The 25,825-nt window shown below is 70.9% G+C and carries 22 protein-coding genes and 2 pseudogenes; 14 read left to right on the forward strand and 10 right to left on the reverse strand.

Features of this window, described 5'->3' with window-relative positions:
- Positions 1-71: 71 nt before the first annotated feature.
- On the reverse strand, positions 72-971 hold the full coding sequence (locus N6H00_RS08265) for a carbon-nitrogen hydrolase family protein (RefSeq protein WP_268970938.1): 900 nt from the start codon (positions 969-971) through the stop codon (positions 72-74).
- Between the two features lie 218 nt (positions 972-1,189).
- Here N6H00_RS08265 and N6H00_RS08270 point away from each other — a divergent pair, with 218 nt between their 5' ends.
- Complete coding sequence (locus N6H00_RS08270) at positions 1,190-2,101, forward strand: LysR family transcriptional regulator (RefSeq protein WP_268970939.1); 912 nt, start codon at positions 1,190-1,192, stop codon at positions 2,099-2,101.
- A 116-nt stretch (positions 2,102-2,217) separates the two neighbouring features.
- Positions 2,218-3,579 carry a histidinol dehydrogenase gene (gene hisD, locus N6H00_RS08275; RefSeq protein ID WP_268970940.1) on the forward strand — a complete coding sequence of 454 codons (1,362 nt, stop codon included), beginning with the start codon at positions 2,218-2,220 and terminating at the stop codon, positions 3,577-3,579.
- A 157-nt stretch (positions 3,580-3,736) separates the two neighbouring features.
- Here the strand turns inward: hisD and N6H00_RS08280 are convergent, their stop codons facing one another.
- Complete coding sequence (locus tag N6H00_RS08280) at positions 3,737-4,735, reverse strand: LacI family DNA-binding transcriptional regulator (RefSeq protein WP_268970941.1); 999 nt, start codon at positions 4,733-4,735, stop codon at positions 3,737-3,739.
- A gap of 146 nt (positions 4,736-4,881) precedes the next feature.
- Between N6H00_RS08280 and N6H00_RS08285 the strand changes: the two genes are divergently transcribed.
- From N6H00_RS08285 to N6H00_RS08320, 8 genes are all read left to right on the forward strand, one after another.
- Entirely contained in the window at positions 4,882-6,021 is a 1,140-nt protein-coding gene (locus tag N6H00_RS08285) for a cupin domain-containing protein (protein ID WP_268970942.1), read from the forward strand.
- A 5-nt stretch (positions 6,022-6,026) separates the two neighbouring features.
- Entirely contained in the window at positions 6,027-6,761 is a 735-nt protein-coding gene (locus N6H00_RS08290; protein ID WP_268970943.1) for an alpha/beta fold hydrolase, read from the forward strand.
- Between the two features lie 324 nt (positions 6,762-7,085).
- A complete protein-coding gene (locus N6H00_RS08295; RefSeq protein ID WP_268970944.1) occupies positions 7,086-7,232 on the forward strand; it encodes a hypothetical protein in 147 nt (48 codons plus the stop codon).
- Positions 7,229-8,002, forward strand: a complete 774-nt coding sequence (locus N6H00_RS08300; RefSeq protein WP_268970945.1) for an SDR family NAD(P)-dependent oxidoreductase — start codon at positions 7,229-7,231, stop codon at positions 8,000-8,002. The genes N6H00_RS08295 and N6H00_RS08300 overlap by 4 nt, the downstream gene beginning before the upstream one ends.
- Positions 7,999-8,784: an HpcH/HpaI aldolase family protein gene (locus tag N6H00_RS08305; RefSeq protein WP_268970946.1), complete on the forward strand. Its 786-nt coding sequence runs from the start codon at positions 7,999-8,001 to the stop codon at positions 8,782-8,784. The genes N6H00_RS08300 and N6H00_RS08305 overlap by 4 nt, the downstream gene beginning before the upstream one ends.
- A gap of 319 nt (positions 8,785-9,103) precedes the next feature.
- The gene (locus N6H00_RS08310; protein WP_268970947.1) at positions 9,104-10,450 is read left to right on the forward strand and encodes an MFS transporter; all 1,347 of its coding nucleotides are present in this window, start codon (positions 9,104-9,106) and stop codon (positions 10,448-10,450) included.
- Between the two features lie 123 nt (positions 10,451-10,573).
- Positions 10,574-11,572: a nuclear transport factor 2 family protein gene (locus N6H00_RS08315; protein WP_268970948.1), complete on the forward strand. Its 999-nt coding sequence runs from the start codon at positions 10,574-10,576 to the stop codon at positions 11,570-11,572.
- 793 nt (positions 11,573-12,365) lie between these two features.
- Entirely contained in the window at positions 12,366-14,666 is a 2,301-nt protein-coding gene (locus N6H00_RS08320) for an Orn/Lys/Arg decarboxylase N-terminal domain-containing protein (protein ID WP_268970949.1), read from the forward strand.
- Between the two features lie 519 nt (positions 14,667-15,185).
- Here the strand turns inward: N6H00_RS08320 and N6H00_RS08325 are convergent.
- From N6H00_RS08325 to N6H00_RS08350, 7 genes and pseudogenes are all read right to left on the reverse strand, one after another.
- Positions 15,186-16,055, reverse strand: a complete 870-nt coding sequence (locus N6H00_RS08325; protein ID WP_268970950.1) for an SDR family oxidoreductase — start codon at positions 16,053-16,055, stop codon at positions 15,186-15,188.
- Between the two features lie 58 nt (positions 16,056-16,113).
- The gene (locus tag N6H00_RS08330; protein WP_443072912.1) at positions 16,114-17,355 is read right to left on the reverse strand and encodes an amidohydrolase family protein; all 1,242 of its coding nucleotides are present in this window, start codon (positions 17,353-17,355) and stop codon (positions 16,114-16,116) included.
- 184 nt (positions 17,356-17,539) lie between these two features.
- On the reverse strand, positions 17,540-17,983 hold the full coding sequence (locus tag N6H00_RS08335) for an Rrf2 family transcriptional regulator (protein WP_268970952.1): 444 nt from the start codon (positions 17,981-17,983) through the stop codon (positions 17,540-17,542).
- 88 nt (positions 17,984-18,071) lie between these two features.
- A complete protein-coding gene (locus tag N6H00_RS08340; protein ID WP_268970953.1) occupies positions 18,072-19,358 on the reverse strand; it encodes an ATP-binding SpoIIE family protein phosphatase in 1,287 nt (428 codons plus the stop codon).
- 18 nt (positions 19,359-19,376) lie between these two features.
- Positions 19,377-19,613, reverse strand: a pseudogene (locus N6H00_RS40445) (hypothetical protein); the annotation flags it as partial.
- 232 nt (positions 19,614-19,845) lie between these two features.
- Positions 19,846-20,121: pseudogene (locus tag N6H00_RS40450) on the reverse strand (PAS domain-containing protein); the annotation flags it as partial.
- 322 nt (positions 20,122-20,443) lie between these two features.
- Positions 20,444-20,914 carry a MarR family winged helix-turn-helix transcriptional regulator gene (locus tag N6H00_RS08350; RefSeq protein ID WP_268970955.1) on the reverse strand — a complete coding sequence of 157 codons (471 nt, stop codon included), beginning with the start codon at positions 20,912-20,914 and terminating at the stop codon, positions 20,444-20,446.
- 134 nt (positions 20,915-21,048) lie between these two features.
- Here N6H00_RS08350 and N6H00_RS08355 point away from each other — a divergent pair, with 134 nt between their 5' ends.
- The 3 genes from N6H00_RS08355 to N6H00_RS08365 all read left to right on the forward strand — a co-directional run bounded on the left by N6H00_RS08355 (position 21,049) and on the right by N6H00_RS08365 (position 23,954).
- Positions 21,049-22,113 (forward strand): alkene reductase, encoded by a 1,065-nt coding sequence (locus tag N6H00_RS08355; protein WP_268970956.1) that lies wholly within the window; start codon positions 21,049-21,051, stop codon positions 22,111-22,113.
- A gap of 105 nt (positions 22,114-22,218) precedes the next feature.
- Positions 22,219-23,151: an alpha/beta hydrolase gene (locus N6H00_RS08360; protein WP_268970957.1), complete on the forward strand. Its 933-nt coding sequence runs from the start codon at positions 22,219-22,221 to the stop codon at positions 23,149-23,151.
- 110 nt (positions 23,152-23,261) lie between these two features.
- Positions 23,262-23,954, forward strand: coding sequence for a GntR family transcriptional regulator (locus tag N6H00_RS08365; RefSeq protein ID WP_268970958.1), 693 nt, complete (start codon positions 23,262-23,264; stop codon positions 23,952-23,954).
- Positions 23,955-23,979: 25 nt separating this feature from the next.
- On the opposite strand, the gene N6H00_RS08370 is transcribed toward N6H00_RS08365, so the two are convergent.
- Positions 23,980-25,029: a helix-turn-helix domain-containing protein gene (locus tag N6H00_RS08370; RefSeq protein WP_268970959.1), complete on the reverse strand. Its 1,050-nt coding sequence runs from the start codon at positions 25,027-25,029 to the stop codon at positions 23,980-23,982.
- Positions 25,030-25,348: 319 nt separating this feature from the next.
- Between N6H00_RS08370 and N6H00_RS08375 the strand changes: the two genes are divergently transcribed.
- Positions 25,349-25,822 (forward strand): cupin domain-containing protein, encoded by a 474-nt coding sequence (locus N6H00_RS08375; RefSeq protein ID WP_268970960.1) that lies wholly within the window; start codon positions 25,349-25,351, stop codon positions 25,820-25,822.
- Positions 25,823-25,825: the final 3 nt, after the last annotated feature.

The raw sequence follows: 25,825 nt of genomic DNA on the forward strand, positions 1-25,825 counted from the left end.
GGCGGGCCGGTGAGGCCGTCCGGCCGGGCGTCCCGGGGCGCCCGGCCGGACGGCCGCGGCCGTTCAGGCGGTCACCGCGCGGGCGGCCCGGCGCACGGGCGGGCCCCGCGGCGCCAGCGCTCGGGATCGATCCGGCCGCCCTCGTACAGGGGGAGCTCCAGCGGCGCCTGACCGTCCTCGAACGGCTCCCACACCCGGGTGAGACCTGCGGTCCCCCGCGCGCGCACCCGGCGGGCCTCGGCGAGGTCGAGCACGTCCGTCAGGACCTCCTGCGGGCCGGGCCCGGCCTCGGCCCGCAGGTGCCCCTCGGGGTCCACGACGACGCTGCGTCCGACGCCGTCCGGCGCCGCCGCGTTGAGGCTGGCCATGAACACCTGGTTCACGATCGCGTTGGCCTGCGCGAGGACGACTTCCTGGGCGCGGTCGACGGTGGGCGTACGCACCAGGTTCAGGACGAGGTCGGCGCCCTGCCACGCCAGGTGGCGGGTGGTCTCGGGGAACCAGGCGTCGTAGCAGATCGTCAGGCCCACCCGGCCGTGGTCCGCCATGTCGAAGACCACGAAGCCGCTGCCGGACGCCGTGGTTTCGTGGGGCCGCCACACGAAGATCTTGCGGTACTCCGCGACGCGTTCGCCCGTGGGCGCGTAGACGGGGGCCGTGTTGTAGATCCGGCCGTCCGCGCCCCGCTCGTAGACGCTGCCGGGCACGAGCCAGATGCCCAGTTCGCGGGCGAGGGCCGCCAGCCGGGTGCCGCAGGGGCCGTCCAGCGGTTCGGCGGCGGCGGTCATGACCGCCTCGGGGTCCTCGCCGGGCTCGTGGCCGCACAGGTGCAGTTCGGGATAGGCGAGCAGCCGGACGCCGGGGTGTGTCCGGGCGACGCGGCGTACGTCCGCGGCGAACGCGTCCGGATCGTCGGCGGCGTGGTGCCGGGCGGCCGTCTGGACGAGGCCGATCGGCAAGGGGATCGTCATCGCGGGGGCAACCTTCCGCACGGGGTGGTATCCGGGGCCCGGACGAGCCAATCATCGTGTCCTCCACGGGACAAGCCCCCTTCTCCCTGCGGCGCCCACAGGGAAACCCGATGGCTTGGCACCGGCACCCGTCCGGCGGCCGCGCCGCACGCCCGTGGTAGAAGGAGGACCCCGCGTCCGGGACGCGGATCAGCGACTCGACAGGACACAGACAGCGCATGACCCTCAACCAGCTGAGGGCCTTCGTCGAGGCGGAGCGGCTCGGGTCGTTCACCGCAGCGGCGCGGGCCATGGACATCGCCCAGGCGTCGGCCTCCGAACTGGTACGCCGGCTGGAGACGGAACTGGACGCCGAGCTGTTCGCACGCGGCAGCCGCACCCTGACCCTGACCGCGGCCGGCCAGGAACTGCTGCCCTACGCCCAGCAGGCGCTGGAAGCCGCCGACAGCGGGACCCGGGCGGTGCGCTCGCTGGGGTCCCTGGGCGGCGGGACCGCCACCTTCGGTGTGCTCCGCAACGCCGACTACTACCTGCTGTCCAACCTCGTGCAGATGTTCCACGCCCGGTATCCGTCCGTCCGGGTCCGCCTCGTGGGGCAGAACTCGGCCGAGACCGCGGCGGCCGTGGCCGCGGGCCGGATCGAGGCGGGCCTGGTGGTCCTGCCGATCGACGACGAGGGGCTGGCAGTGACCCCGCTCCTGCGCGACGAGGTGTTCTTCGTCAGCGCGAGCGGGGAACGCACCCGCGCGCCGATGACGATGGAGGCCTTCGCCCGGACCCCCCTGGTCCTCTACGACGCCCACTACGGATGGCAGGACCCCACCCGGCGGCAGCTCGCGGAGCGGGCCCAGCTCGCCGGGGTCACCATCGATCCGCTGATCGAGCTGGAACACGTCGAGGCCGCGCTGGGCCTGGTGGCCGCCGGGGTGGGCGACACCATCGCCAGCCGGGCGGTGGTCGCCGGACCGGCGTTTCCCGCGGGGCTGCGCACCGTCTCGTTCGCCGACCCGCTCTACGACACGATCGCCCTGGTCAAACGGCGGGGGCAGCCGCTGTCGCGGGCCACCAGGGAGCTCGCCCGGCTGGCCGAGGACACCTTGCGCGAACTCCGTACCGACCTCGGCCTGTGACCGGCCGGGCGGACGCGCCGTGGACGGGCACCGCCTGCGGGTAGAGGGAAACCCTGTGGATCGGACAGGAATGGCCCCTCTAGTCCTGCGGCAGCGCTCCGTCTAGCGTCCTTGCCATGCAGATCACGCCCGACGAAGCACAGGCCCTCCCCCCGTTCCAGTGGCTGAAGAAGCCGTCCGTGGACGGGCCCCCCGCCCAGCGCGACCCCAAGGTGGTCGAGCGGGTCTCGCAGATGCTGCACGAGATCGAGCACAAGGGCATGGACGCGGTGCGCGCCTACGCCCAGGAGCTGGACGGCTGGTCCGGCGACCTGGAGATCGGGCCCGCCGAGCTGAAGAAGTCGGGCGACGCCCTGCCCCCGGACGTCCGCACCGCTCTGGAGATGGGATACGAGCGCACCCACCGGTTCGCCGCCGCGCAGCGCGAGCACCTGACGGACTTCGAGACCGAGGTCGCCCCCGGCGTCATCGACGGCCAGCGCTACGTGCCCGTCTCCCGCGTCGGCGCGTACCTGCCGGCCGGCCGTTTCCCGCTGCTCGCCAGCGCGTTCATGACGGTGAACGTGGCGAAGACCGCCGGGGTGCCCACCGTGCTGGCGTGCACTCCCCCCTCCGGTGAGCACGGCGCGCACCCCGCCGTGCTGTACGGCGCCCACCTGTCCCGCGCCGACCGGGTGTTCGCGCTCGGCGGTGTCCAGGCGCTCGGCGCGATGGCCTTCGGACTGCTCGGCGAGGCCCCGGTCGACATGCTGGTCGGCGCGGGCAACGCGTTCGTCACCGAGGCGAAGCGGCAGCTGTTCGGCCGGGTCGGCATCGACCTGCTGGCCGGCCCCTCCGAGGTCGCGGTCATCGCCGACGCGAGCGCCGACCCGGCGTGGGTCGCCGCCGACCTGCTGGGCCAGGCCGAACACGGCCCCAACTCGCCCGCCGCCCTGATCACCACGTCCGAGGAGCAGGGGCGCGCCGTGATCGCGGAGGTGGAGCGCCGGCTGGCGTCCCTGACCACCCGGGACATCGCGGGCCCGGCGTGGCGCGACTTCGGGTCCGTCATCGTGGTGGAGGACCGGGCCCACGCCGTCGCCGTGGCCGATGTGATCGCCCCGGAACACCTGGAGATCCAGACCGAGGACGACGACTACTACCTGGAGAACCTCTCCAACTACGGCTCGCTCTTCCTCGGGTCGTGGTCGACGGTGGCCTACTCCGACAAGGGCATCGCCGGCACCAACCACGTGCTGCCCACGGGCAAGACCGCCCGCTACAACGCGGGGCTCTCCGTCTCCCGGTTCCTGAAGCCGCTGACCTACCAGCGCGCCTCGCGGGAGGGGACCGCGTCCCTGGCTCCGGCCGTCGAGCGCATCTCGGCGTTCGAGGGGCTGGCCGCCCACGGCGCCACCGCGACACTGCGCATCGACCGGATCGGGCGGACGTCCGGCGCGTTCGACGACATCCCGGCCGCCCTGCGCGAACAGCTCTGATCCCCGCCCGTGCCGCCGCGCCGGCCGCGGCGGCACAGGAGCCACCCGCCGGCCGCGGCGCTCGTGGTGCGGCGGCCGGGAGGGCGCGGCGACGGCGCCACTTCCGGCAGCCCGCCCGCGGGGTACGCGGCGGCCGCCGGGGGCGGGCCGGCCCGGCTCAGTGGACGGGGGCGTGGGTGGCGCGGGGTACGAACTCGGCCGGCCGGACCAGGCGTTCACCGGCGGGGTCGACGTCCCCGGCTATCCGCCGGACCAGCAGACGCGCCGCCTGGCGCGACAGCTCCCGCAGGTCGTGCCGGACGGTGGTGAGCCGGAACACCTCCCAGGCGGCCATCGGAAGGTCGTCGAAACCGATGACGGTGAGGTCGTCGGGGATCTTGACACCGGCCGCGAGAGCCGCGTTCAGGACACCGATGGCGACGACGTCGTTGCCGCAGAACACCGCGGTGGGTGCCGCGTCCGACGCGAGCATGGCGGGCAGCGCCCGGTAGCCGGTGTCGTACTCGAACGCCCCGCGCACCACCCGGTTCTCCGGCAGCCCCACGCCCGCCTCGGCGAGCGCCAGCCGGAAGCCCATCTCGCGCTCGCGCCCCGTCGTGGTGTTGGGGGCGCCGAAGATGCCGGCGATACGCCGGTGTCCCAGGGCCACGAGTTCCCGGGCGACGAGCCGCCCTCCGCCCTCGTTGTCGACGACGGAGGCGAAGTCGCCGGCCCGGCCCGTGTCGCGGTTGAGGAAGACGTACGGCATGCCGCGCCGGTCCAGCTGGGCCGGCAGACGGGAGTCGGTGGTGGCGGTGGCGAGCACCACGCCGTCCATCGACTGGTCGAGCAGCTTCTCCTCGGCGACCGCCTCGTCGGACCGCTCGGTGATCAGCATCATCCGGTAGCCGAGGTCGCTCAGCTCGTCGTGGAGCGGGGCGACGACATGCGGGTAGAACGGGTTCGTCAGGTCGGTGACGATGACACCGATCCGCCGCGTGGCACGTGTCGAGAGGGTGCGTCCGGCCTCGCTCGGCACGTAGTTCAGCGCCTGGGCGGCCCGTTTGACCTTCTCGCGGGTGGCCCGGGACACGCGCGGGTCGTCGCGCAGCGCGCGGGAGACGGTCGGCTGCGAGACACCGGCCAGCCTGGCCACGTCGCGACTGGTGATCCCCATTCGGCTCTCTCCTCGCTGCCACCGGCGCCGTCCGTTGGCGCACCTAATCAGTATACGTATGTCAAAACACAACCGCACCCTCTTGACATCCGCTAGATCCTAGGCTGTTCATGTAATGCATACGTATTCGCAATCGAGGAGCGGTCATGCCCGATGTCGTCGTATCCCCCAGTGAGCTGGCCCGCCGTACGGTGCGCCGCAGCGACTTCGTCTCCTGCAACCAGGCCTTCATCGACTGCCGTACGCCCGGTTCGGATCGCAAGGAGAACTACGCGATGATCGGGCCGGGCGTCTCGCAGGCCGCCGGCCAGCACGTCAACCTCCGGCTGCCGCACGGCTACCACATCGGTGCCGCCGCGATGCCGCACGGCATCACCAACAACCTGCACCTGCACTACACGGCCGAGGTGTTCATCTGCACCGAGGGCGAGTACCTGCTGCGCTGGGGCGCCGACGGCACCGAGGGCGAACTCACGCTCAGGGCCGGTGACATCGCCTCCGTCCCGACCTGGATCTTCCGCGGCTTCACCAACACCGGCCCGGACGACGGCTGGCTGTTCACCGTGCTGGGCATGGACGACACCGGAGGCATCATCTGGGCCCCGTCGGTCCTGCGGGAGGCGCGGAACCACGGCCTGTACCTCACCGTCGACAACGAGCTCGTCGACACCGTCGCCGGCGACACCGTCCCGCCGGAGTCCGAGCTCGTCAGCCCCCTGGCCCAGGAACACCTCGACCGGCTGCGCCACTACACCCCCGAGGAGATGAAGCGCCGGATCGCCGCCGCGGACGAGCTGGTCTTCTCCGACCACCCCTTCCTCGACAGCGCCCTGCCCGGCGGCGGCGCCCGTCTGAGCTGCGTCATCGGCTACGGCATGACCGAGGACCGGCACCAGGAGCCCCGCGTGTTCAACCCGCACGGGCACAACCTCGCCTGGCTGCGCGCCGACCCCGGGCAGGGCGTCTCGACGCACCGCCAGCACGAAACCCAGACCCTGATCGTGAAGGACGGTCGGTGGGAGATCACCCTCAACCGCGCCGACCCCGTCTCGGTGCGTCTGGGCCCCCGTGACATGCTCTCCGTCCCCCAGGACGCCTGGCGCACCATACGCAACGTCGGCGACGAGCGCGGCGACCTGCTCGTGGTCAACTCCGGTGACGGACGCGTCCGCCTGGAGTGGGACGAGGAGGTGCTCAAGAGCGCGGCGGACGCGGGCCTAGGCATCGACCACAACGGGTACGTCGCCCCGTACGCGCTGCTGCCCCGCTCCGCGCGCACCTGGTGACCGGCGTGCCGCAGGAGACCACGGCCGGTCCGCTGCCGCTCGTCATCGTGCCCGGAATGCTCTGCGACGCGAGCCTGTGGCGCGACGTCGACTTCCCCGAGGGCCACCCCGTCCACCACGTCGCGCTGCGGCGGGCGGACATCGGGGCGCTCGCCGAGGACGTGCTCGCCACGGTTCCGGGCCCGTTCGTGCTCGTCGGCCTCAGCCTCGGGGCCATCGTCGGCTTCGAGGCGCTGCGCCGGGCGCCGGAGCGCATCGCGGGCCTGTGCGCGATGGCGACCAACGCGGGCGCGCCGCGCCCCGAGCAGTACGCGGCCTGGCGGGCGATGGAGGAGCTGATCGCGGCCGGCCGGTTCGGGGACGTCGTCGAGGAGACGCTGCCCGGCATGTTCCCCGACCGGTGCCCGACCCCTGAGGGCGCGCGCCGCTACCGCGACATGGCACACGCCGTCGGCGCCACCGCCGCCCGCGCCCAGCTCGCCGCACAGGCGACCCGCACGGACGCGGTCGGCGTCCTGCGGACGGTCCGCTGCCCCACCGTGGTCCTGGCCGGGGCGCGGGACGCGCTGTGCCCGCCCGCCTTCCACCAGGCGATCGCGGACGCGGTCCCGGGAGCCGGCCTGACCCTGCTGCCCGACGCGGGACACCTGCTGCCGTGGCAGCGGCCCGAGGCGGTGGCGGCCGCGCTGCGCGGACTGGTCGCGACCGCCCCCGGTACGCCCTCCCCGGCCGCCCCGTGACCCCGCCTCCCGCCCCTTCGTCCCCACTGGAAGAGAGCCGTCATGCCCCGACCCCTTTCACCCCTCCCACCCCCTGTGCCCGCCGCGCACGCGAGCGCGGCCCGGACCCCCGGCGCGAGCCGGGGGTCCGCCTCCCAGGCGCCCGGCACGGTCCTGGACGGCGTCCGCTGCGTGCGGGGGCGGGCCCCGCGTGACATGCCGGGTGACGCCGGGAGCCGGCCGCTGCCCGGCCCGCCCCCCGGCCACCGGTGCGCTCCGGTGGCCGGCAGCGGCGCGTACCTGCCCGGCGGCCGCCCGCCGGCCGCGCCGGCCCACCCGACTGCCATGACCGCCGAGGTGGCGGACGCCCCCCGCGTCCCCGCCCGCACCCAGCCCGCCGAGCCCTTCGAGGGCCACGCCCGCTCCGGTGACGTCCGCGCCGCCGAGCACGGCGAAGGCACCCCGCCGTGGAACGAGGAGGACGCCGCATGAGCGGCCGCACCGCACCCCTGGCCGGCCGCACCGCGCTGGTCACCGGCGGAGGCAGCGGCCTCGGCCGGGCCATCACGAGGTCCCTGCTCGCCGACGGTGCCCGGGTGGTGATCACAGGCCGCGACGAGACCGCGCTCCAGGACACCGCGACGCGGCTCGGCCCGCAGGTCTTGCCCCGCGTCTGTGACGTCTCCCGCCCCGACGACGTCGGGGAGCTGGTCCGCGGTCTCGCCGGGGAGGAGATATCGATCCTGGTCAACAACGCCGGGATCGCCGGCCCGGTGGCACCGCTGACCGAGATCGGCCCGCAGGACTGGGACGAGGTCTTCGACGTGAACGTGCGCGGGGTGTTCCTGATGTGCCGCGCCTTCCTGCCGGCCATGACCGAGCGGGGCGCGGGCGACGTCATCAACATCGCCTCGGTGTCGGGCAAGCGTCCCCTCCTGCGGCGCACCCCGTACTGCGCGTCGAAGATGGCGGTCATCGGCCTCACGGCCACGCTGGCCGGCGAGGTCGGACCACTGGGCGTCACGGTCAACTCCCTGTCCCCCGGTCCCGTCGCGGGGCCCCGCATGGAGCGCAACTTCCGTCTGGAGGCGGAGCGCACCGGCAGCACCTACGCGCAGGCCGAGCAGGCGTTCGTCGCGCGCTCCGCCCTGGGGCGGATGGTCACCGAGGACGAGGTGGGCGAGGCCGTCAGCGCCATGCTGCGCATGCGCGGACTGTGCGGGGCCGACATCGACCTCTCCGCGGGGATGGTGGCCCGGTGACGGCGCGCAGCACACCGCACCGCAGTCTCAAACAGCGCCTGGCCGACGGCGAGCGGCTGCGGGGCGTCCTGCTGCGGCTGCCCTCGGAGACGCTGGTGGAGATGGCGGGGGTCGCGGGATTCGACTACGTCGTCATCGACTGCGAGCACGGGCCGGCCGACACGGCGCTGCTGCAACAACACCTCACAGCCGCGGCGGCACACGGGATCGACGTCCTGGTCCGCGTGGGCTCGGCCGAGCCGGCGCTCGCGCTGCGCTGCCTCGACCTGGGCGCCGCCGGGCTGATCCACCCGCACGTGGACAGCCGCGAGGACGCCCGGCGGGCGGTGGCCGCCAGCCACTACCCGCCGTGGGGGGACAGGGGCTTCGCCACCTACAGCAGAGCGGGCCGGTTCGGCACGGTCACGGCGGCCGACCATGTGGCCGCGTCCCGCGAAACCCTGGTGGTGACGATGATCGAGACGCGGCGCGCCTGCGACGCCGCCGACGCGATCGCCGGCACCGAGGGGGTGGACGCGGTCCTGGTGGGCCCCGCCGACCTGGCCGCAGACTGCGGCTTCCCAAAGCCCGGCGTCGTCGACGGGCTGATCACCCGGGCGCACGAGGCGGCACGCGCCAACGGACGCGCGGTGATGACGATCGTGCCGGACCTCGACGCCGCCCGTGCCGCCGAGCGCCGGGGGGCGCGGCTGATCCTTTACAACATGGCCCATGTGCTCATGGACACCCTGCGCCACCTGGCCGCGTCCGGGAGGACGAACACGGGCGGGGAGGCCGTCTGAGAGGAGCACGGCAGAGGACCCGCTCGGGAGAGGATGGCCGCGGACACCGGCTGAGACGGGGCGGCCGAAGCACCCGTCCGAGCCGGGCACGGCCGAGAGCCCCGGTCCGGGCCGGGCACGGCCGAAGAACCCGCCCTGCCCGACGGCGGGCGCGTGGCGCGCCGCCGCGTGCCGCGGCGGCATGCCCTCGGCAGCCGCCCGCCGGGGCCGCCGATTTTCCCGCTGCCGGATCCTTGACGCCCCACCACCGGGTTCCTAGTGTTCACGACCAGTTCATACGTATGCACACCACCCTCGTCCCCGCGCGATCGGAGAAGCCATGTCCGCCGCAGCGCCACCCAGCCCAGCCGTCGGCTCCCCCCAGGCCGACCCGCACACGCGGAACGCGATACGCCGAGCCATCGGCGCGGGCAGCATCGGTAATTTCGTCGAACAGTTCGACTACGGCCTGTACGGCTACCTGGCGCCGATCATGGCACCGGCGTTCTTTCCCGAGAGCGACAGGACCGTGGCGGTGCTCGGCACCTACGCGATCATCGCCATCGCCTGCCTGTTCCGTCCGCTCGGCGGCACCCTCGTGGGCCGCTGGGGCGACCGGGTCGGCCGCAAGAAGACGCTGCTGTGGACCATCGTGGCCATGGGCGTGGCCACCGCCCTGATCGGGGTCCTGCCCACCTACCAGCAGATCGGCATCGGTGCGCCGATCCTGCTCCTGCTGCTCCGCGTCGTCCAGGGCGCGGTCTCCGGCGGCGAGTACGTCGGAGCGGTGGCGTTCATCGTGGAGTGGGCGGAGCCGAACCGGCGGGCCTATTACACGTCGTACGCCTCCAACAGCTGCTTCGTCGGCACCCTCGCGGGCGCCGGTACGGCGGCCCTGACCAGCTGGGTGTTCGAGGGCGAGGCCCTGGACTCCTACGGTTGGCGCATCCCGTTCCTGCTGGCGATCCCGCTCAGCCTGGTCGGGATGTGGCTGCGCCGTCACATCGAGGAGACCCCGGAGTTCGTCCGCGCGACCGAGGAGGGAACGGACGTCGTCAAGACGCCGGTCCGTGAGGCGCTGCGCTCGCAGTGGCGGCCGATCCTGGTCTTCTGCGGCATCTCGATCATGCTCGCGATCCTCTCCTACAGCTGGGTCACGTTCTATCCGCAGTACCTGACCGGCACGCTCGGCTTGCCGCGCTGGATGGGGCTGACCTCGAACGCCATCTCCATCGCCGTCCTCATCCCGACCCTGCCGCTGGCCGGCATGCTGTCGGACCGCATCGGGCGCAAGCCGATGCTGATCACTGGCGCCATCCTGTGCGTCGCGTTGGTCCCGGTCGCCTTCCGGGTGGGCGAGCACGGCACTTTCGGCACCGCCGTGGCCAGCCAGCTCATCTACATCGTGCCGGAGTTCTTCCTCACCGGCATCGTCACCGTCTGCGCGGCCGAACTCTTCTCCACCCGCACCCGGTTCAGCGCCAGTGCCATCGCGTACAACAGCTCGTTCTCCATCTTCATGGGCATCACGCCGTTCGTCGCGACACTGCTGGTCAGCACCTTCGACACCATCTACGCCGTCTGGGCCTACCTGGCGGTGGGCGCTCTCCTGGCCCTGGTCGTGGTGAGCGCCTTCATGACCGAGACCTACCGGAGCCAACTGGGCGCGGACAAGTTCGCCCGCTAGCCCGGCGGCGAAGCCCCGCCCCGGCGACCCGGCAGGCCGCCCGGCTACCCTCCTGACCATCCGCCTACATACGCATTCACACCACCCGACACCCACCACACAACACCGGAACGGAAAAGCACCATGTCCCTGGACCCCGTCGCGTACCTCCCCTACAAGGACCCGGACGACTTCATCCGCGAGGTGACCGACCGCATCTGGGTCGACCGCGACATCGCCTACATCGTCGACAACTACGAGCCCGACTCGATCGTGCACACCAGCCTCGGCACCGTCGTCGGCCGTGACGGTGTCATCGAGGGCAGCACGATGCGCATGGCCGGCGTGCCGGGCCACATCGGCCAGGCGGAGGACGTGGTGTGGGAGGCGCGCGGCGACGACGCCTTCCTCAGCTCCCACCTGGTCTTCTCCGCCGACGAGCACCTCGTGGACGGCCGCAACATCCCCATCCGCAAGCGCACGGTGGCCAACTGCCTGTACCGGCGCGGCCGGATGGTCGAGGAGTGGGTGGTGCGCGACGATCTGGCCGACTGCCTGCAGAGCGGCCTGGACCCGGACGAGGTGGCCCGTGGGCTGACCTTCCAGGGCTACAGCGGCTCCATGCTCGAGGAGCCGCCGCAGGACGTCCTGCTGAAGGGGGACAGCGGTACGCGTCCGGACGTGTACCGGCCCGAGTGCGAGATGGTGCTCGAGTTCATCGACGAGGTGTGGTCGCAGCGCCGACTGCACAAGGTCAAGGACTTCATGGAACGCGACCTGTTCCTGCACACGATCGGCGACCGGACCGTCATCCGCCCCGAGCGCTACCAGAGCGACCTGCTCGCCATGGTCGGCCCCTTCCCCGACGCGCAGTTCGCCGTCCGCGACATCCAGACGAACCACTCCCCGCGGTACGGGGGCCTGCGCGTGGCCGTCCTGTGGACCATGCACGGCACCTACCGCGGCGTCCCGGCCTTCGGCCCCCTCACCGGCCGACCGGTCACGGTGCTCGGCGTCTCGCAGTTCCTGATCCACGATGGCCGCATCGTGAAGGAGGTCCGCGTCTACGACGAGATCTCACTGCGTGCGCAGATCAACGCGACCCGCGAGGACGGCGCGCGGGTCGAGGCCAACATCTACTGAGCCTCCGTGACGCGGGCGGGCCCGCCACCGGCATCCCGGTGGCGGGCCCGCCCGCGTCGGTGCGCGGACGACCGGGTACGGCCGGGGAGCCGAGAGCAGGCCGGGCGCCCGGCCCCCCGGGCCACTTCGCCACCCGCGCGTACGCCCACGCATCGCGATGCGGACCTGCCGGACGGGCGCCGGCTGGGCACGGAGTGGCTCGGCCGGATCCGCGCAGAACTCGATCGCGACGGCCTGGGTTTCCGCAGCTGACGCGAAGGTGTCGCCGGTCAGGAGCACGTGTACGGCGGGCCGCCCGCCGGGGCCGGGCGGCGCCTGCGCGGTGTCCGACCCCCGAGGGGTAGACCAGCTCGCCCTGGCCGGGGATCACCGCGTGCACGTCCACGCCGTCCAGGTCCGCGAACAGTTGCGGGCCCGGCCCACGTGTCCGCGAGCCCAGGGCGCTGCCGCAGTGCCTGGGCCAGTGCCCCGCGCGCCTGGCGGGCGCGCTCGCGGGCCGTGCCGTGCGCGTACGGGTTGTCGGGGTACCGCCCCGCCTCGTGCAGGTCCGTCAGCGCCGCGCCGGGCGTACGCCGTTCGGAGACCGGGCGAATCCTCAGAGTCCAGGCACGCGTCCGGTCCATGCTCGCCATGTCCCGGCCGCGGCCCACTTGCGGTCGCCGCAGGTCGATCTCCCGTGCGCGGTGTACGCCATACCGGTGGTTTCGCCCGAGGCGGACCGCTCGCCCAGCCGGGCCGCGCGGACACTTGCCCGACGGTGGCCGGGCGGCCACCCGGGGAGGGGAGGACAGCCATGGCCGACAGCAGGGTTCTGATGGCGGTACCGGAGCACCCGCGCGCCGAGAGCGCCAGGACGGAGCAGCTGCGGAAGATCCGGGATGCCGTCGAGGCCGGCGGCTTCGAGGTGCGCTGGGCCGTCGACGCGCAGGACGCGGACGCGGTGCTGCGTACCGAGGCGGGACTGGCGGCGGCACTGGTCGCCTGGGATCTGCCCGGCGGCGGCGTGGAGGACGGCGGGCCCGTCGTCCTCCGCCGGATCGGCCGGCGTTTCCGGGACCTGCCGGTCTTCCTGATCATGACTGAGGAGGGGGTCCGCGATCTGCCGCTGTGGGTGTCGGAGACGGTCGTCGGATACGTGTGGCCGCTGGAGGACACTCCGGGATTCATCGCGGGCCGCATCACCAGCGCCGCCCGGGCCTACCGGGAGGACGTGCTGCCGCCGTTCTTCCGGGCGTTGCGCCGCTTCGACGACGCCCACGAGTACTCCTGGCACACCCCGGCGCACTCCGGCGGTGTCGCCTTCCTGAAGTCAGCGGCGGGGCGGGCCTTCCACGACTACTTCGGCGAGCGGCTGCTGCGCAGCGACCTGTCGATCTCGGTCGAGGAACTGGGTTCGCTGTTCGAGCACACTGGACCGATCGGCGAGGCCGAGCGCAACGCCGCCCGCGTCTTCGGATCCGACTCCACCTACTTCGTACTGCACGGCGACTCCACCTGTAACCGCCTGGTCGGCCACTTCAGCGTCACCCGCGACGAGCTGGCGCTGGTGGACCGCAACTGCCACAAGTCGGTGCTGCAGGGGCTGGTCGTCTCCGGGGCCCGCCCCGTCTACCTGGTTCCCACCCGCAACGGCTACGGCCTGGCCGGCCCGCTGCCACCGGCCGAGCTGGCGCCGGAGGCGATCGCGGCCCGGCTCGCGGTGCATCCGCTGGCCGAGGCCGCGGTGTCGCCGCGGCCTCAGTACGCGGTGTTCACCAACTCCACCTATGACGGACTCAGTTACGACGCCGTCGCGACCGCGCGAGCGCTCGCGGGCAGTACACCGCGAGTGCACTTCGACGAAGCCTGGTTCGCCTACGCCCGATTCCACCCGCTGTACACCGGCCGGTACGGCATGGCGGTGGACGAGCGGACCTTCCCCGGGCCGGAGCGGCCCACGGTGTTCGCGACCCAGTCGACGCACAAGCTGCTCGCGGCGCTGTCGCAGTCCGCGATGGTGCACGTGCGAGCCGCACCGCGGGCACCGGTGGAGCACGACCGCTTCAACGAGGCCCTGATGATGCACGGCACCACCTCGCCCCTGTACCCGATGATCGCCTCGCTGGACGTGGCCACCGCGATGATGGACGGCCCCCAGGGCGAATGGCTCATCGACGAGGCGGTGACGGAGGCGATCCGCTTCCGTCAGGAAATGGTCCGCCTGCGCAAGCGGGTGGAGAGCGCCGGGGACCGGCCGGGCTGGTTCTTCGGCGTCTGGCAGCCGGACTCCGTCACCGACCCGGCCACCGGCGAGCGCCTGCCCTTCGACGAGGCCCCGCCGGAACTGCTGCGCACCACGCAGTCCTGCTGGCTGCTGGAGCCCGGTGCCGCCTGGCACGGCTTCCCCGGGCTCACCGAGGGGCACTGCATGCTGGATCCCGTCAAGGTCACCCTGACCTGCCCCGGCATCACCGCCGCCGGTGACATGGCCGAGGAGGGCATCCCGGCCCGCGTCCTCACGGCGTACCTGGCCACGCGGAACATCGTCGTCGAGAAAACCGACAGCTACACCACGCTGATCCTGTTCTCCATGGGCATCACCAAGGGCAAGTGGGGCACGCTGCTGGACGCCCTGATGGACTTCAAGGCCCTGTACGACGCCGACGCCCCTCTCGACCGGGTGCTGCCCGCCGCCGTAGCCGCGCATCCGCGCCGCTACGCGGGGCTGACCCTGCGCGAGCTGTGCCGGCAGATGCACGGCCGGCTGCGTTCGGCCCGTCTGGTGGAGCTGCTGGACACAGCCTTCCAGCAGCTCCCGGAGCCGGTCCGGCCTCCGCAGCACTGCTATCAGCGTCTGGTGCGTGGCGGCACGGAGCGGATCCGGATCGCCGACGCCGCGAACCGGGTGGCGGCCGCCATGGTCACCGTCACCCCACCCGGCATCCCGGTCCTGATGCCCGGGGAATCCACCGGTGACACCGACGGCCCCCTCCTGCGGTACCTCACGGCCCTGGAGAGCTTCGACCGTCACTTCCCCGGCTTCCGCAGCGAGACACACGGCGTCACGATCGACGAGGAGACCGGCGACTACCAGATCGAGTGCCTGCGCAGGTGACCTGGCCGCAGCCTCGTTGACACCCCGGGCCGGCCGGCGGCGGGCGGGCCCGCGGTGTCAGCGCAGCGCCGTCGCGTTGGCCGGAGAGCCCACTCCGCCGGTCAGGTTGAGGGGTGTGACGGTGACCAGGCTGTCCCAGCGTCCGGTGTGCGGGCAGTCCTGGGCGAGGCCGGTGAGGTTCCACAGCTCGCCCAGGCGCAGGCCCAGTTCGGCGATCAGTTCCTGGTGGCAGCATGCCCTGGTTCTCGGGCGCGCTGTGGTGGAAGTCGCTGTCGGCCAGGACGGAGAGGATCTCCACGGCGAAGGTGTCCGTGGCCACGAGGGCGATGTGGTGGTCCCAGCACCAGGCGGCGAAGGCGCGGCTCTGCGTGAACCCGGTGGCGCGTCGTGCGGCGCGGACCTCGGCCCGCGCCAGAGTCCGTCGGACTTGAGCGATCGCAAAGCCCCAGGTCAACCACCGCACGGCAATAATGACACCCTTCAGGGCAGGGCGTCAGCATTCTCAGCCCTGCCTGCGCGTCAGCTTTCGTCCGGCTGGAAGAAGCGCGGGCTGTTTCCCCGGTCTGCGCAGTCGGTCGAGCAGGCCAGGTCGCGTTGTGCCTGGAGCTGGGCCAGGCGGGTGGTCAGCGTGCGGGTGATGTGCTCGTAGCTGTCGCTGCCCAGAGTGAGGCGCAGCGGGGCGGGTTCCACAGCGACGCTGGCGATCATGGCGTCGACCATCTTGTCCGGGTCACCCGGCGAGCGGAGCGAGGTGTCGTCGAGGAGGTGATTGATCCTGCGGGAAGGTGAGGCGTCATAGGCGGGGATGCGGGGCCCGACCTTGGCGCTTCTGCTACGGAAGTCGGTGCGCGCACTGCCGGGTTCGACGATCGTGCAGCCGATCCCGAACACGGCCACCTCCTGCGCAACCGTCTCCATGAACCCTTCGATGCCCCACTTCGTTGCGTGGTAGAGCGAGCTGCCGGGAATCGTCACCTGGCCTCCGAGGCTGGAGATCTGGAGGATGCGGCCGTGGCCCTGTTCGCGCATGTGGGGAAGGACCGCGCGGACGAGCTGGATCGCTCCGAGCAAATTGGTGTCGATCTGGTGGCGGACCTGTTCGTCGGTGACTTCCTCGGCGGCGCCCAGCAGCCCGTAGCCGGCGTTGCTGACGACCACGTCGATGTGGCCCATCGCGGCCCAGGCGGCGTCGGCCGTCGGCCGGATCTCGCCGGTATGTGTCAGGTCGAGAGTGGCGAGCCACAGCCGGTCGCCGTATTGCGCCTTGAGGTCGTCGGCGGCGGACAGGTTCCGAAGTGTGCCGGCGACACGATCGCCGGCAGCGAGCAGCTTTTCCGCCATCAGGCGGCCGAAGCCACTGCTGATGCCGGTGATGAACCAGGTTTTCATGGGTTGTTCCCTCCCTGCTGCGGTGAAGTGGCGGGAGGATGTCCCGCCACGGGCGCGCCTAGCGCTTGTCGACGGCGATCTCGCCGTTCAGGATCACCATGCTGAGGTCGCGGATGTTGCCGATGTCCGCGGTGGGATCGGCGTTCAGCACGAGCAGGTCGGCGCGCTTGCCGGGGGCCACCGTACCGAGGTCGGGGCGGACGCACTGCCGCGAGGCGCCGCTGGTGCCTGCGGCCAGCACCTGGGTGGGCGTCATCCCGGCCGCCACCATGAGTTCGGCCTCTTCCAGGGTGTTGGCTCCGTATAGGCCCCGACCGCTGAAGGTGTCGCTGCCCAGCGCGATGTGCACGCCGGCCTCAGCGACCTTCTTGAGATTGCCAGGGGCGTCCGGGTGGGCATTGTCGATCCAGAGTGTGGGCGTGTAGGTGATGGCGTGTTCGAGCATCAGGTCGATGAGCGAGTGGTCGGTGAGGGGCTCGATGGTGACGCCGTGCTCCAGGCCGTCCGCTCCAGCCTCGATCGCCTCGCGTGCCGCGGCCTGCTGGGTGGTGTGGACGGTGACCCGAAGGCCCCGCTCGTGCCCGGCCTCGATCCCCGCTCGAAGGAGATCGAGGGGAAGCCGTTCCAACTCGACACCATCCGGGAAGGCGGGATTCTGCCAGAGGTACTTCGGTCCGCCGGAATGTGCGCACGCCCCTTCCGACAGGAGTTTGATCGCGTCCACCTTGCGGTCGGCGAGGTGGTGCACCAGGTCGCGGATCTGCTGCACACTGTCGACCTCTCCCGTGAAGCGCTCGCGCGCCCAGGGGTTGTCGCTGAAGACCGTGGCGGCGGGGTGCCCGTCGCGTCCGGTGATGCCGCAGCCGGTTGCCAACAGTCGCGGGCCTCGCAGCGTGCCTGCGGCGATTTTGGCCCGCGTGTCCAGGATTCCGTCCGTCGGATCGCCCACCGACTTGATGGTGGTGATCCCGTGGTCGAGGAACAGCCCGAGCTTTCCGGGAAGCTCGTTCTGCTCGAAGGCCCGCATCGAGTCCGGATCGGAGACCGCGTGCACGTCGTAGAAGTGGATATGAGTGTCGATCAGGCCCGGCATGACCCATCCTTCGGCCGCGTCCACCTCGTGTCTGCCCCTGAGCGGCTCGGCCGAGACGGATGCGATCTCTCCGCCGTTGATGGCGACGTCGTACAGACCGGCGAGCGCCTGGCGGCCGTCGAAGACATGTGTGCGCCTGATCACGAGGTCGTAGGTCGCAGGGCCGCGAGCCTCGGTACTCACGATTGCTTCGGATTCCTGGGGCACCGCTCTCACTCCTAGTGCGTTTCTGAGTAGGTGTTCGGGCCGTAGAGCACGCGGGGGGATCGCGGGGCCGCGTGCCGACTTCCGGAGCCGGGAGGGCCGGAGCGGCCCACCCCGGGATCAAACTGCAACCAGGGTAGTTACAGTTAGGGAACGCGTCATGAACGCAGGGTGCGCGCGCGCTTGATCAGTGATCCCTCGGTTCGCCGCCGGAGGCCAGTATCTGCTGCAGTAGGCCGGCGATCGTCGTCCTGCCGAGCTGTTGCTCCAGAGCTCGCTCCGCGTTCTGGAACTCGGCGTCAAGCAGGTCGCCGATGTTGCGGCCGACCTCACACGCCCCGCTGGGCGGATGGGTGTGCCGCGAGAAGATCTGCCCCTCCTCGACGGCGGCGTACGCGTCATAGAGCGTGATGTCCCGCGGGGCGCGAGCAAGGCACCAGCCGCCCCCTCGGCCTTCGGTGGACCGCACCAGGTGAGCGTCTCGCAAGCGTCCGAGGATGCGCCGCACGAGGACCGGGTTGCTGTCAAGGCTGTCCGCGATCTCCGCGGAAGTCAACGAGCCCCCACGCCGGTGCGCCAGCATCGCAAGCGCGTGAATCGCGACCGCGCTCCTGCTGCTGAGCCCCGCCATCTCTTGCTCCTGCCGTCCCCACCGATTAACTGGAACAAGACTAGTTACAGTTAAATCGATCGTCAACCCAGCTGTCTTGTACCTCGGTTTAAGCAGGCCAGGGGCAGGGTGGATGTGGGCCACGCATCTCGCTCTCGGCAACGGGGACGTCGAAGAGACCATCCGTGCACGTCGTCCCCGGCGGCAGCCCTTCGGAGGGCTGGGCCTGGGAGGGCAGCAGTTGCTCGGCCCAGATGCACTTGCCGGTGCGGCCGTAGCGGGCGCCCCAGCGATGAGAAAGCGCCTCCACCAGTTGCAGTCCGCGACCGCCCTCGTCCGTCTCCGCCGCCCGGCGGATGTGCGGCGTGGTCAGACTCCCGTCGGACACCTCGCAGACCAGCACATCACTGCGGAGCAGGCGCAGCTCGGCAGGGCCGCGAGCATGCCGGATCACATTGCCCACCAGCTCACTGACCAGCAGCTCACTGGTCATGCTGAGCTCGTCCAGATGCCAGGCGGCCAGTTGCTCCCGGACCAGTTCACGGGCCCGCCCTGCCGCGACGGCGCCGTCCGGCAATTGCCAGCAGGCCACGCTCTCGCGCGTGAGGTGACACACTCGGGCGATCAGCAGCGCCGCGTCATCGCCGGCCTGTTTCTCCATACGCAGCGCCTGAGTGACCGTGTCACACAGAGCGTCCAGGTCTGTCTCGGCACCCGGCGGGTGCGAGGCCACGGCGGCCGTCAGCGTCTCGGCGAGGCGAGCCATGCCGTGATCGAAGTCCCGGTCGCGCGACTCGATCAGACCGTCGGTGTAGAGCACCAACAGGGCACCGCTGGGCACGGGGAACTCGGCGGTCTCGAACGGCGGCGTCGCGACGCCGAGCGGAGGGTTCAAAGCGCTGTCGGGGAAATGGACCGTGCCATCGGTGTGCACGATCGCCGGGGGCGGGTGTCCGGCACGCGCGACGGTGCACATTCCGGTCACGGGGTCGTAGACGGCGTAGAGGCATGTGGCGTAGTACGCGTCGCCCAGCCCGGTCACGAGGTCGTTGAGGTGAGCCAGCAGCTCATCCGGGGGGAGTTCGATGCCCGCCAGGGTGCTGACCGCCGTGCGCAATCTGCCCATGGTGGCCGCTTCCGGCAGGCCGTGGCCCATCACGTCCCCGACCACGAGCGCGACCCGTCCGGCGGAGAGCGGAAGCACGTCGTACCAGTCGCCGCCCACCGCCGTGCCGCCGGCCGGGATGAAGCGCGCCGCGGCGGACACCGCGAGCCGGACGGGAAGCGTGCTGGGGAGCATGCCGCGTTGCAGCTCATGGGCTTGGCTGTACGCGGTGTCGTACAGCCGGGCCCGCTCGAACGCCTGCCCGATCAATCCGCCCAGGGCGGTGAGCAAGGTGCGCTCTTCCTCGCCGAAGCGGTGCGGTTCGTCGAAGGAAATGACGCACGCGCCGTAGGGCTGCCCCGAAGCGATGAGCGGGAGCGCGACCCAGGCGCTCTTGATGCGCCGGAATGCGCTCTCCGACGCATCGGGGAAGCGCTCGCGGTATTCCGTAGGAGGAGAGGAAGACCGGTGCCCGCGATTCCATGATCGCCGCGATCGGGGTCTTCCTGGTGAGCCGGACACCCTCGATGTGGTCGAGGAAGTCACGCGGGTAACCCCTGGCGCCGAGCACCCGCATCCGGTCGCCTTCCACGCACTCGAATATCAGCCCCGTCGCCCCGAACGGGGGCAGCACCTGGTCGGCCACGGCTTCGACGACATCGTCCACGGTCAGAGCCCGGGCAAGGACCGCGGTCAGCTCGCCGATACGGGCCGCTCGCCTGGCGGTGGCCTCCTCGTCACGGAGACGTTCCTCCTCCCGCGAGCGCTGCTCGTGGATGTCGCTGAGGAGGACGTTCAGGCCGGTGGGCCCGGGGAGCAGCCGAATGCGATGCCAGCGCCCCTCCCCGGGCAGCCGCGCCTCAAGATCGAGCGGCGCGGCACTCGCCATGGACCGCCGAAAGAGATTCTCCACGCGCGGAACGCGCAGCTCCGGGCTCGTCTCCCACAGCACACGGCCCACGAGGGAGGGGGTGGGGCCGAGTACGCGCTCTGCCGCGACGTTCGCGTAAGTGATACGCCCATCGGTGTCGCAGGCGAGGAACGGGTCGCTCATGTGCTGGAGGGAGTGGCCGACCACGTCCCGAGGCTTGGTCCTGCCGCCGCGGTGTATCAGGCTCACTTCAATGATCACCTGCCAGGTGTGGTGTCGGCGGGAGAGGTCGGTCGCCCACACCGTGCGGAGTGTGACCACCGATGCCTGTATGAAAATGTTACCTATGGGCGATAAGCGGCATCCAGGGGCTGTCCGGGCAATCTCCGCGGAAGGGCAGCCCGAGGATGGGCCAGCGAGTCACGAGCGCTACCCCGGGGGGCTCTGACGCCACTGCCCTGACGCCGCTGCCCTGACTCACCGACGCCGGGCACCCGAGGTCACATCAGCCGTCGTCAGCGGAGGTGAGGTTTTTCTCGATCTTCGAGAGGATCCTGGCGAACGCTTCGCGTTCTTCGTCGTCGAGCCCGTCCAGGGTGCGCTCCTCCAGGTGCGCCCACGCCTGTGCCACCTTGGGCCGCAGGGCGTAGCTCTCCGCCGAGGCCCGGACCAACATGACGCGCCGGTCCTGCGGGTCGCGGGTGCGGACGACATGTCCGCCCTGTTCCAGCCGTCGCAGCATCAAGGTCACGGTCGACGGGTCCAGGTCGAGCATCTTCACCAGCTCCGACTGGCGCACCGAACCCTCCCTCCACAGCGCCATCATCATGAATTCCTGGCCGGAGCAGAGGCCGGTGGGGCGCAGCAGCTTGCCGCCGGACAGGCGGTGCAAGCGGGAAACGCGGGCCAGGGTCTGGCTGACGGGGCCGCCGTCTCCGGCCTCCGTCGCGCCGGTCCGCGTGGGCTCTGAGGTCATGGGGGCAAGGTTATCGTGGGCGGCCAACTATTGGCCAGCCAATGAATGGGTTATGGTGGCTCCGGTGAGTTCATTGGCTGCCCAATGAACTCACTCGCCATTCACAGCACGCACATCAATCCTCGGGAGCCGTTGTGACCACAGCATTCGATCCGATCGACCTCTCCGGACTGCGCCTGCGCAACCGCGTCGTCATGCCCGGAATGGGGCGCGCCCGCGCCTTCGGACCCGGCAATACGGCCACCGACTCGATGGTGACGTACTACGCGCAGCGGGCCACGGCCGGACTGATCATCACGGAGGGGTCCCAGCCGTCGGTCGTCGGCCAGGGCTTCCCCAACACCCCGGGGCTGCACAGCACCGAGCAGATCGCCGCCTGGCGCCGCGTCACCGACGCGGTGCACGCCGAGGGCGGCACGATCTTCGCCCAGATCTCGCACGTCGGCAGGGTCGGCGACCCCGGCCTCCTGCCCGACGGACTGGTCCAGGTCGCTCCCTCGGCCGTCGCCGCGCCCGGCCAGTTGTTCACCTTGGACGGGATGAAGGACTTCACCACCCCGCGCGAGCTGACCTCCCAGGAAGTGCGGGAGACGATCGCGGACTTCGCCCAGGCGGCGCGCAACGCCATCGAGGCGGGGTTCGACGGGGTCGAACTGCACGCCGCCTACGGCTACTTGCTCCACCAGTTCCTCGCTCCCAACTCCAATCTGCGCACCGATGAGTGGGGCGGCTCCGTGGAAGGCCGGGTCCGGTTCGCCGCGGAGGTGGCCGCGGCCGTGTCCGAGGCCATCGGAGCACAGCGCACCGGGATACGGGTGTCGCCCGGAACCGGCTACAACGGCGTGGAAGAGCCCGACCCCGAGCCCACATACGTCCATCTCGTCCGCCGGCTGAGCGAGATCGGTCTGGCCTATCTGCACGTCGTCGAGAACTCGCGCGATCTGACCGGCATTCTCCGCAAGGAGTTCTCCGGGGCCTTCATCCTCAACCCCGCGACGGACGGATTCACCAGCGCGGAGGAGCTGGCGCTCATCGAGGACGGCACGGCCGACATGATTTCCTTCGGCGCGCTGTTCCTCGCCAACCCCGACCTGCCCGCGCGTCTGCGAGCGGGCGGGCCGTACAACACACCCGACCAGACGACCTACTACGGCGGCACCGACAAGGGATACATCGACTACCCCTACCTGACCAGCTGAGCACACCACCTGCCCGTGTGGGGAATCAACGGGGCAGTGGCGCGTTCTCGATGCATGATGCATGATGCATCACCTGCTCTGCTCTGCACCTGGGAGGAAGGAACCATGGACCCGTTCCCGCACCCGTCGGAGCTGTTGGCGACGCCCATCGACAGTGGCCCCTTGGCGCCAAGGTCGTTGACCGAGCCGTATGCCGTCGACGCCCTCCCAGGAGCCCGGAGCTATCTCAACGTGGCCTACGCCGTCGTGATGGGCTGGCGTCCCCTCCTGCTCGACCTGCACGTCCCGGTGGCGGGACCCGGGCCGTACCCGGTGGTCGTCTACGCCCACGGCGGCAGCTGGCTCGGCGGGTCCAAGGCGATCGGACCGTGGCATTCGCTGCCCGCGCGGGGCATCGCGGTCGCCTCGGTCGGTTACCGCCTCGCGGGCGAGGCGCGGTTCCCGGACCCGGCCGAGGACATCCGGGCGGCGATCCGCTGGGTCAGGACACAGGCCCAGCGGTTCCTGCTCGACGGCAGCCGGATCGCGGGGTGGGGCAGCTCCGCGGGTGCCTACCTCATGACGATGGCCGCCCTGGCGGGGGACGGGTCCCTGGGCCGTCCGGTGGGCGACGCCCAGCAGGTGTCCAGCAGGCTGTCGGCAGTCATCGACCACTACGGCGCCGCCGACCTGGCCCGTCTGGGGGAGGACGCCTTCGAGAACACGGAGCAGGAGATCGACTCGCTGTTCGCCGTCGTGCGTCAGCTTCTGGGATTCGACCCGCGCCACGCACCCGACCTGGCGGCTGACGCCGATCCCTTGGTCCTCGCCGAGCGCAGCGGCGAGAAGCCGCCGTTTCTGATCATGCATGGCGATCGCGACCACCGGGTGGGTCTCGCCCAGAGTCGCCGCCTGTACGAGGGCCTCGACGCGGCGGGGATACCCGCGGAGCTGGTCGTCGTGCCCGGCGCGGACCACATGGCACCGGAATTCTCCACGCCGGAGAGGGTGGAGGAAGTCGTGCGGTTCCTGACCGGTGTCTGGCGACGCCGAGCCTGATGCCACAGGGCTGAGCGACAGAGGAGACCGGCGCGACGGCGCTGTCATGAATCCATCATTGGGCCATCAGGCCCCTTCGGCGTGCTCCTGCATCCTGTATCGTTCGGAAAATGGGTGCCCTCGGTAACTCCTCCGACTCCTCGCAGGTTTCGCTGGGAAACGTCAGGCAGAGGACGGCCCACGAAACGGTTGTCGAGGCTCTGCGCCACGCCATCCTCTCCGGTGAGCTGCCCGGCGGCACACGACTGGTGCAGTCCGAACTGGCGGACCGTCTCGGGCTCAGCATCACTCCCGTACGCGAAGCGATACGGCAGTTGGCGACCGAAGGGCTGATCCAGCTCGACTCCTACCGCGGGGCCGTGGTCCTGACACCCGCCGAGGAGGAGATGCGCGAGGTCTACGACCTCCTGCTCACCCTCACCCCGATGGCGGCGCGCAGGGCCGCCGAGCGGATCACCGAGGTGGAACTGGAGCAGGCCCGCTCGCTGGCCCGCGAAATGGCGCGCACCGAGGACGTCACCGGCTGGGTGCTCCTCCACCGCAGCTTTCACCTCGTCCTGTACGGCGCCGCCCGCTCGCCTCGGCTGCTGTCGATCGTCACCAGTCTGTCCGACGCGGCCGCTCCGCAGATCGCCCTGTCCCTCAGGGAAGACGCGTCCAGCAGACCCTGGATCGACGCCGGGCACGCGCATCTGGTCGACAGCTTCGCGAGCGGGGATCCCGAGCGGGCGGTGGAGGCCATGCTCGACCATCTCCAGTACCACAAGCGAAGCGCGCTGGGGGAATCCGCACAGGGGGGCTAGCGGAATCCGACAGTGCGCCGGTCGGTCAGCCGAGCCGGTAGCGCCGGACGCGGTGGTAGAGCGTGCCCCTGGAGATTCCGAGGCGGGCCGCGGCCTCGGACTTGTTGCCGCCGCATTCCGCGAGGGTCTCGTTGATGACCTTGAACTCCGCCTGCTCGAGGGGGCTGAGCGTGGCCAGGGGCGAGATTCCGTGGTGCTTGGCGCAGCTGTCCCGTCGGTCGCGCTCGAGGACGAGCACGACTCCGTCGTGGAGGCGTCCCTGGGTGACCGGGTGGAGGCGGGCGCTCCAGCCGTCGTGCAGGGCGACCTCGGTGGCCGACGGGCCCGCGGCCACCACGATCGACCACAACTCGGCCCGGTCCAGTTGGAGTTCCGTCGGTGCATTGTCGACGATCATGGTCCTCTGGTCGATGGTGACCACTGGGCCGGCGGCGGGGCGGCAATAAGAGAGGTGCGTATTGAGCATGCGTCGCTGGCGGGCGGTGGCCGCCTCGCGCAGCGTGGTGGTGATCCCGTCGACGAGGGTCCGGGCGGCGACCTGAAGCAGGTGGTTGGCGTCTTCGGCGCGACAGGCCACGTTGACCGTGCCGAAGACGCGGCGGCTGATCGGGTCCATCACGGGCGAGGCGACACAGGCCCACGCGTGCCACGGCTCTTTGTAGTGCTCCGCGCCGATGACGAGCGAGGTGCGGTTGGTCATCTGCGCCATGCCGATCCCATTCGTCCCCGCCACCGGCTCGCCCACCCGCGAACCGGGCTCGAACTCGGCCCGGTCCAGGGCCCGCGACAACGTACGTTCGGACTCCCACCGCCAGGCCAGGGTTCCGTCGGCGTCCGCGAGTGCCAGTGATGTCGAGCTCCCGACCAGCAGGTCGGCCATCTTGAGCAACACCGGCTTGGCGGCCCGCACGAACGGGGACTGCGCGTCGATGTCCGCGTGGGTGAGTTCCAGCCGTTGTGGATCGATGCCGTTGCTCCGTGCCCGGCGCCATGACGTGAGGATCTGCGGACGGACGGTCGCGGCCTCTCCCGACTGGAAGCTCTCCCACGCATCCCTGGTGCTCTGTGATCCCATCGCGCCTCCCATACGTGTCCGTCGGCGTGCCGAACTGCTCCGTGACATGAGAGCTGTACAGCTTTTGCACACCACCCTTGTCGGGCTTGAGAGCGATGATGCAGGATATCGAATGCATCCGATAGAGGGAGTTCCGAGGTAAATCCGGTGAACCCGAGATGTGGTCCGGCTCCCTCGGTCGGTAGGCAGACCCACTCCAGCGAACAAGGGGCGTGACCCTGTGGAATCGACTGCTGCCTGAATGCGTGAGCCCGCCCACGCGATTTTCGCCCCTTGCCGGCCGTGCTTGCCGGCCGGTCCGGGATCTCTCGACAACGCAATGTTCACCGATCAATGGAAGGGAAGGTTTGACATGGACTTCAAGGTTGCCTGGGACGGCGCTGTCACCCTCGTCCGCCCGGAACAGGAGGAACTGGCGAAACAGCACGTCAACGCGCTCTTCGGGGTGAACGGCATCACCACCCCGTCGAAGCACCTGTGCCTGATCGTGACCTCCCTCCGGCCGGGCGAGAAGTCGGCCGCGCACTATCACATCGACCACGAGTCGGCCCTCTACGGGATCAGTGGCAGCGTGCATTTCTTCTGGGGTAACGACCTGGAACACGAGGTGATCGTGGGCGAGGGAGACTTCCTGTACATCCCGCCGTTCTGCCCGCACGTTTCCTACAACCGCAGCCGGACGGTCACCGCCTCGTTCGCCACCGCGCGTACCGACGCGCTTGAGCAGGAACGCGTTTTCCTTCTGCCTGAGCTCGACGACCGGGTTGCGGACCGCGTCTCGTACGTCGACTGAATT

It is taken from the genome of Streptomyces sp. S465, from assembly GCF_026898115.1.
In the GTDB taxonomy this organism is placed as follows: domain Bacteria; phylum Actinomycetota; class Actinomycetes; order Streptomycetales; family Streptomycetaceae; genus Streptomyces; species Streptomyces luomodiensis.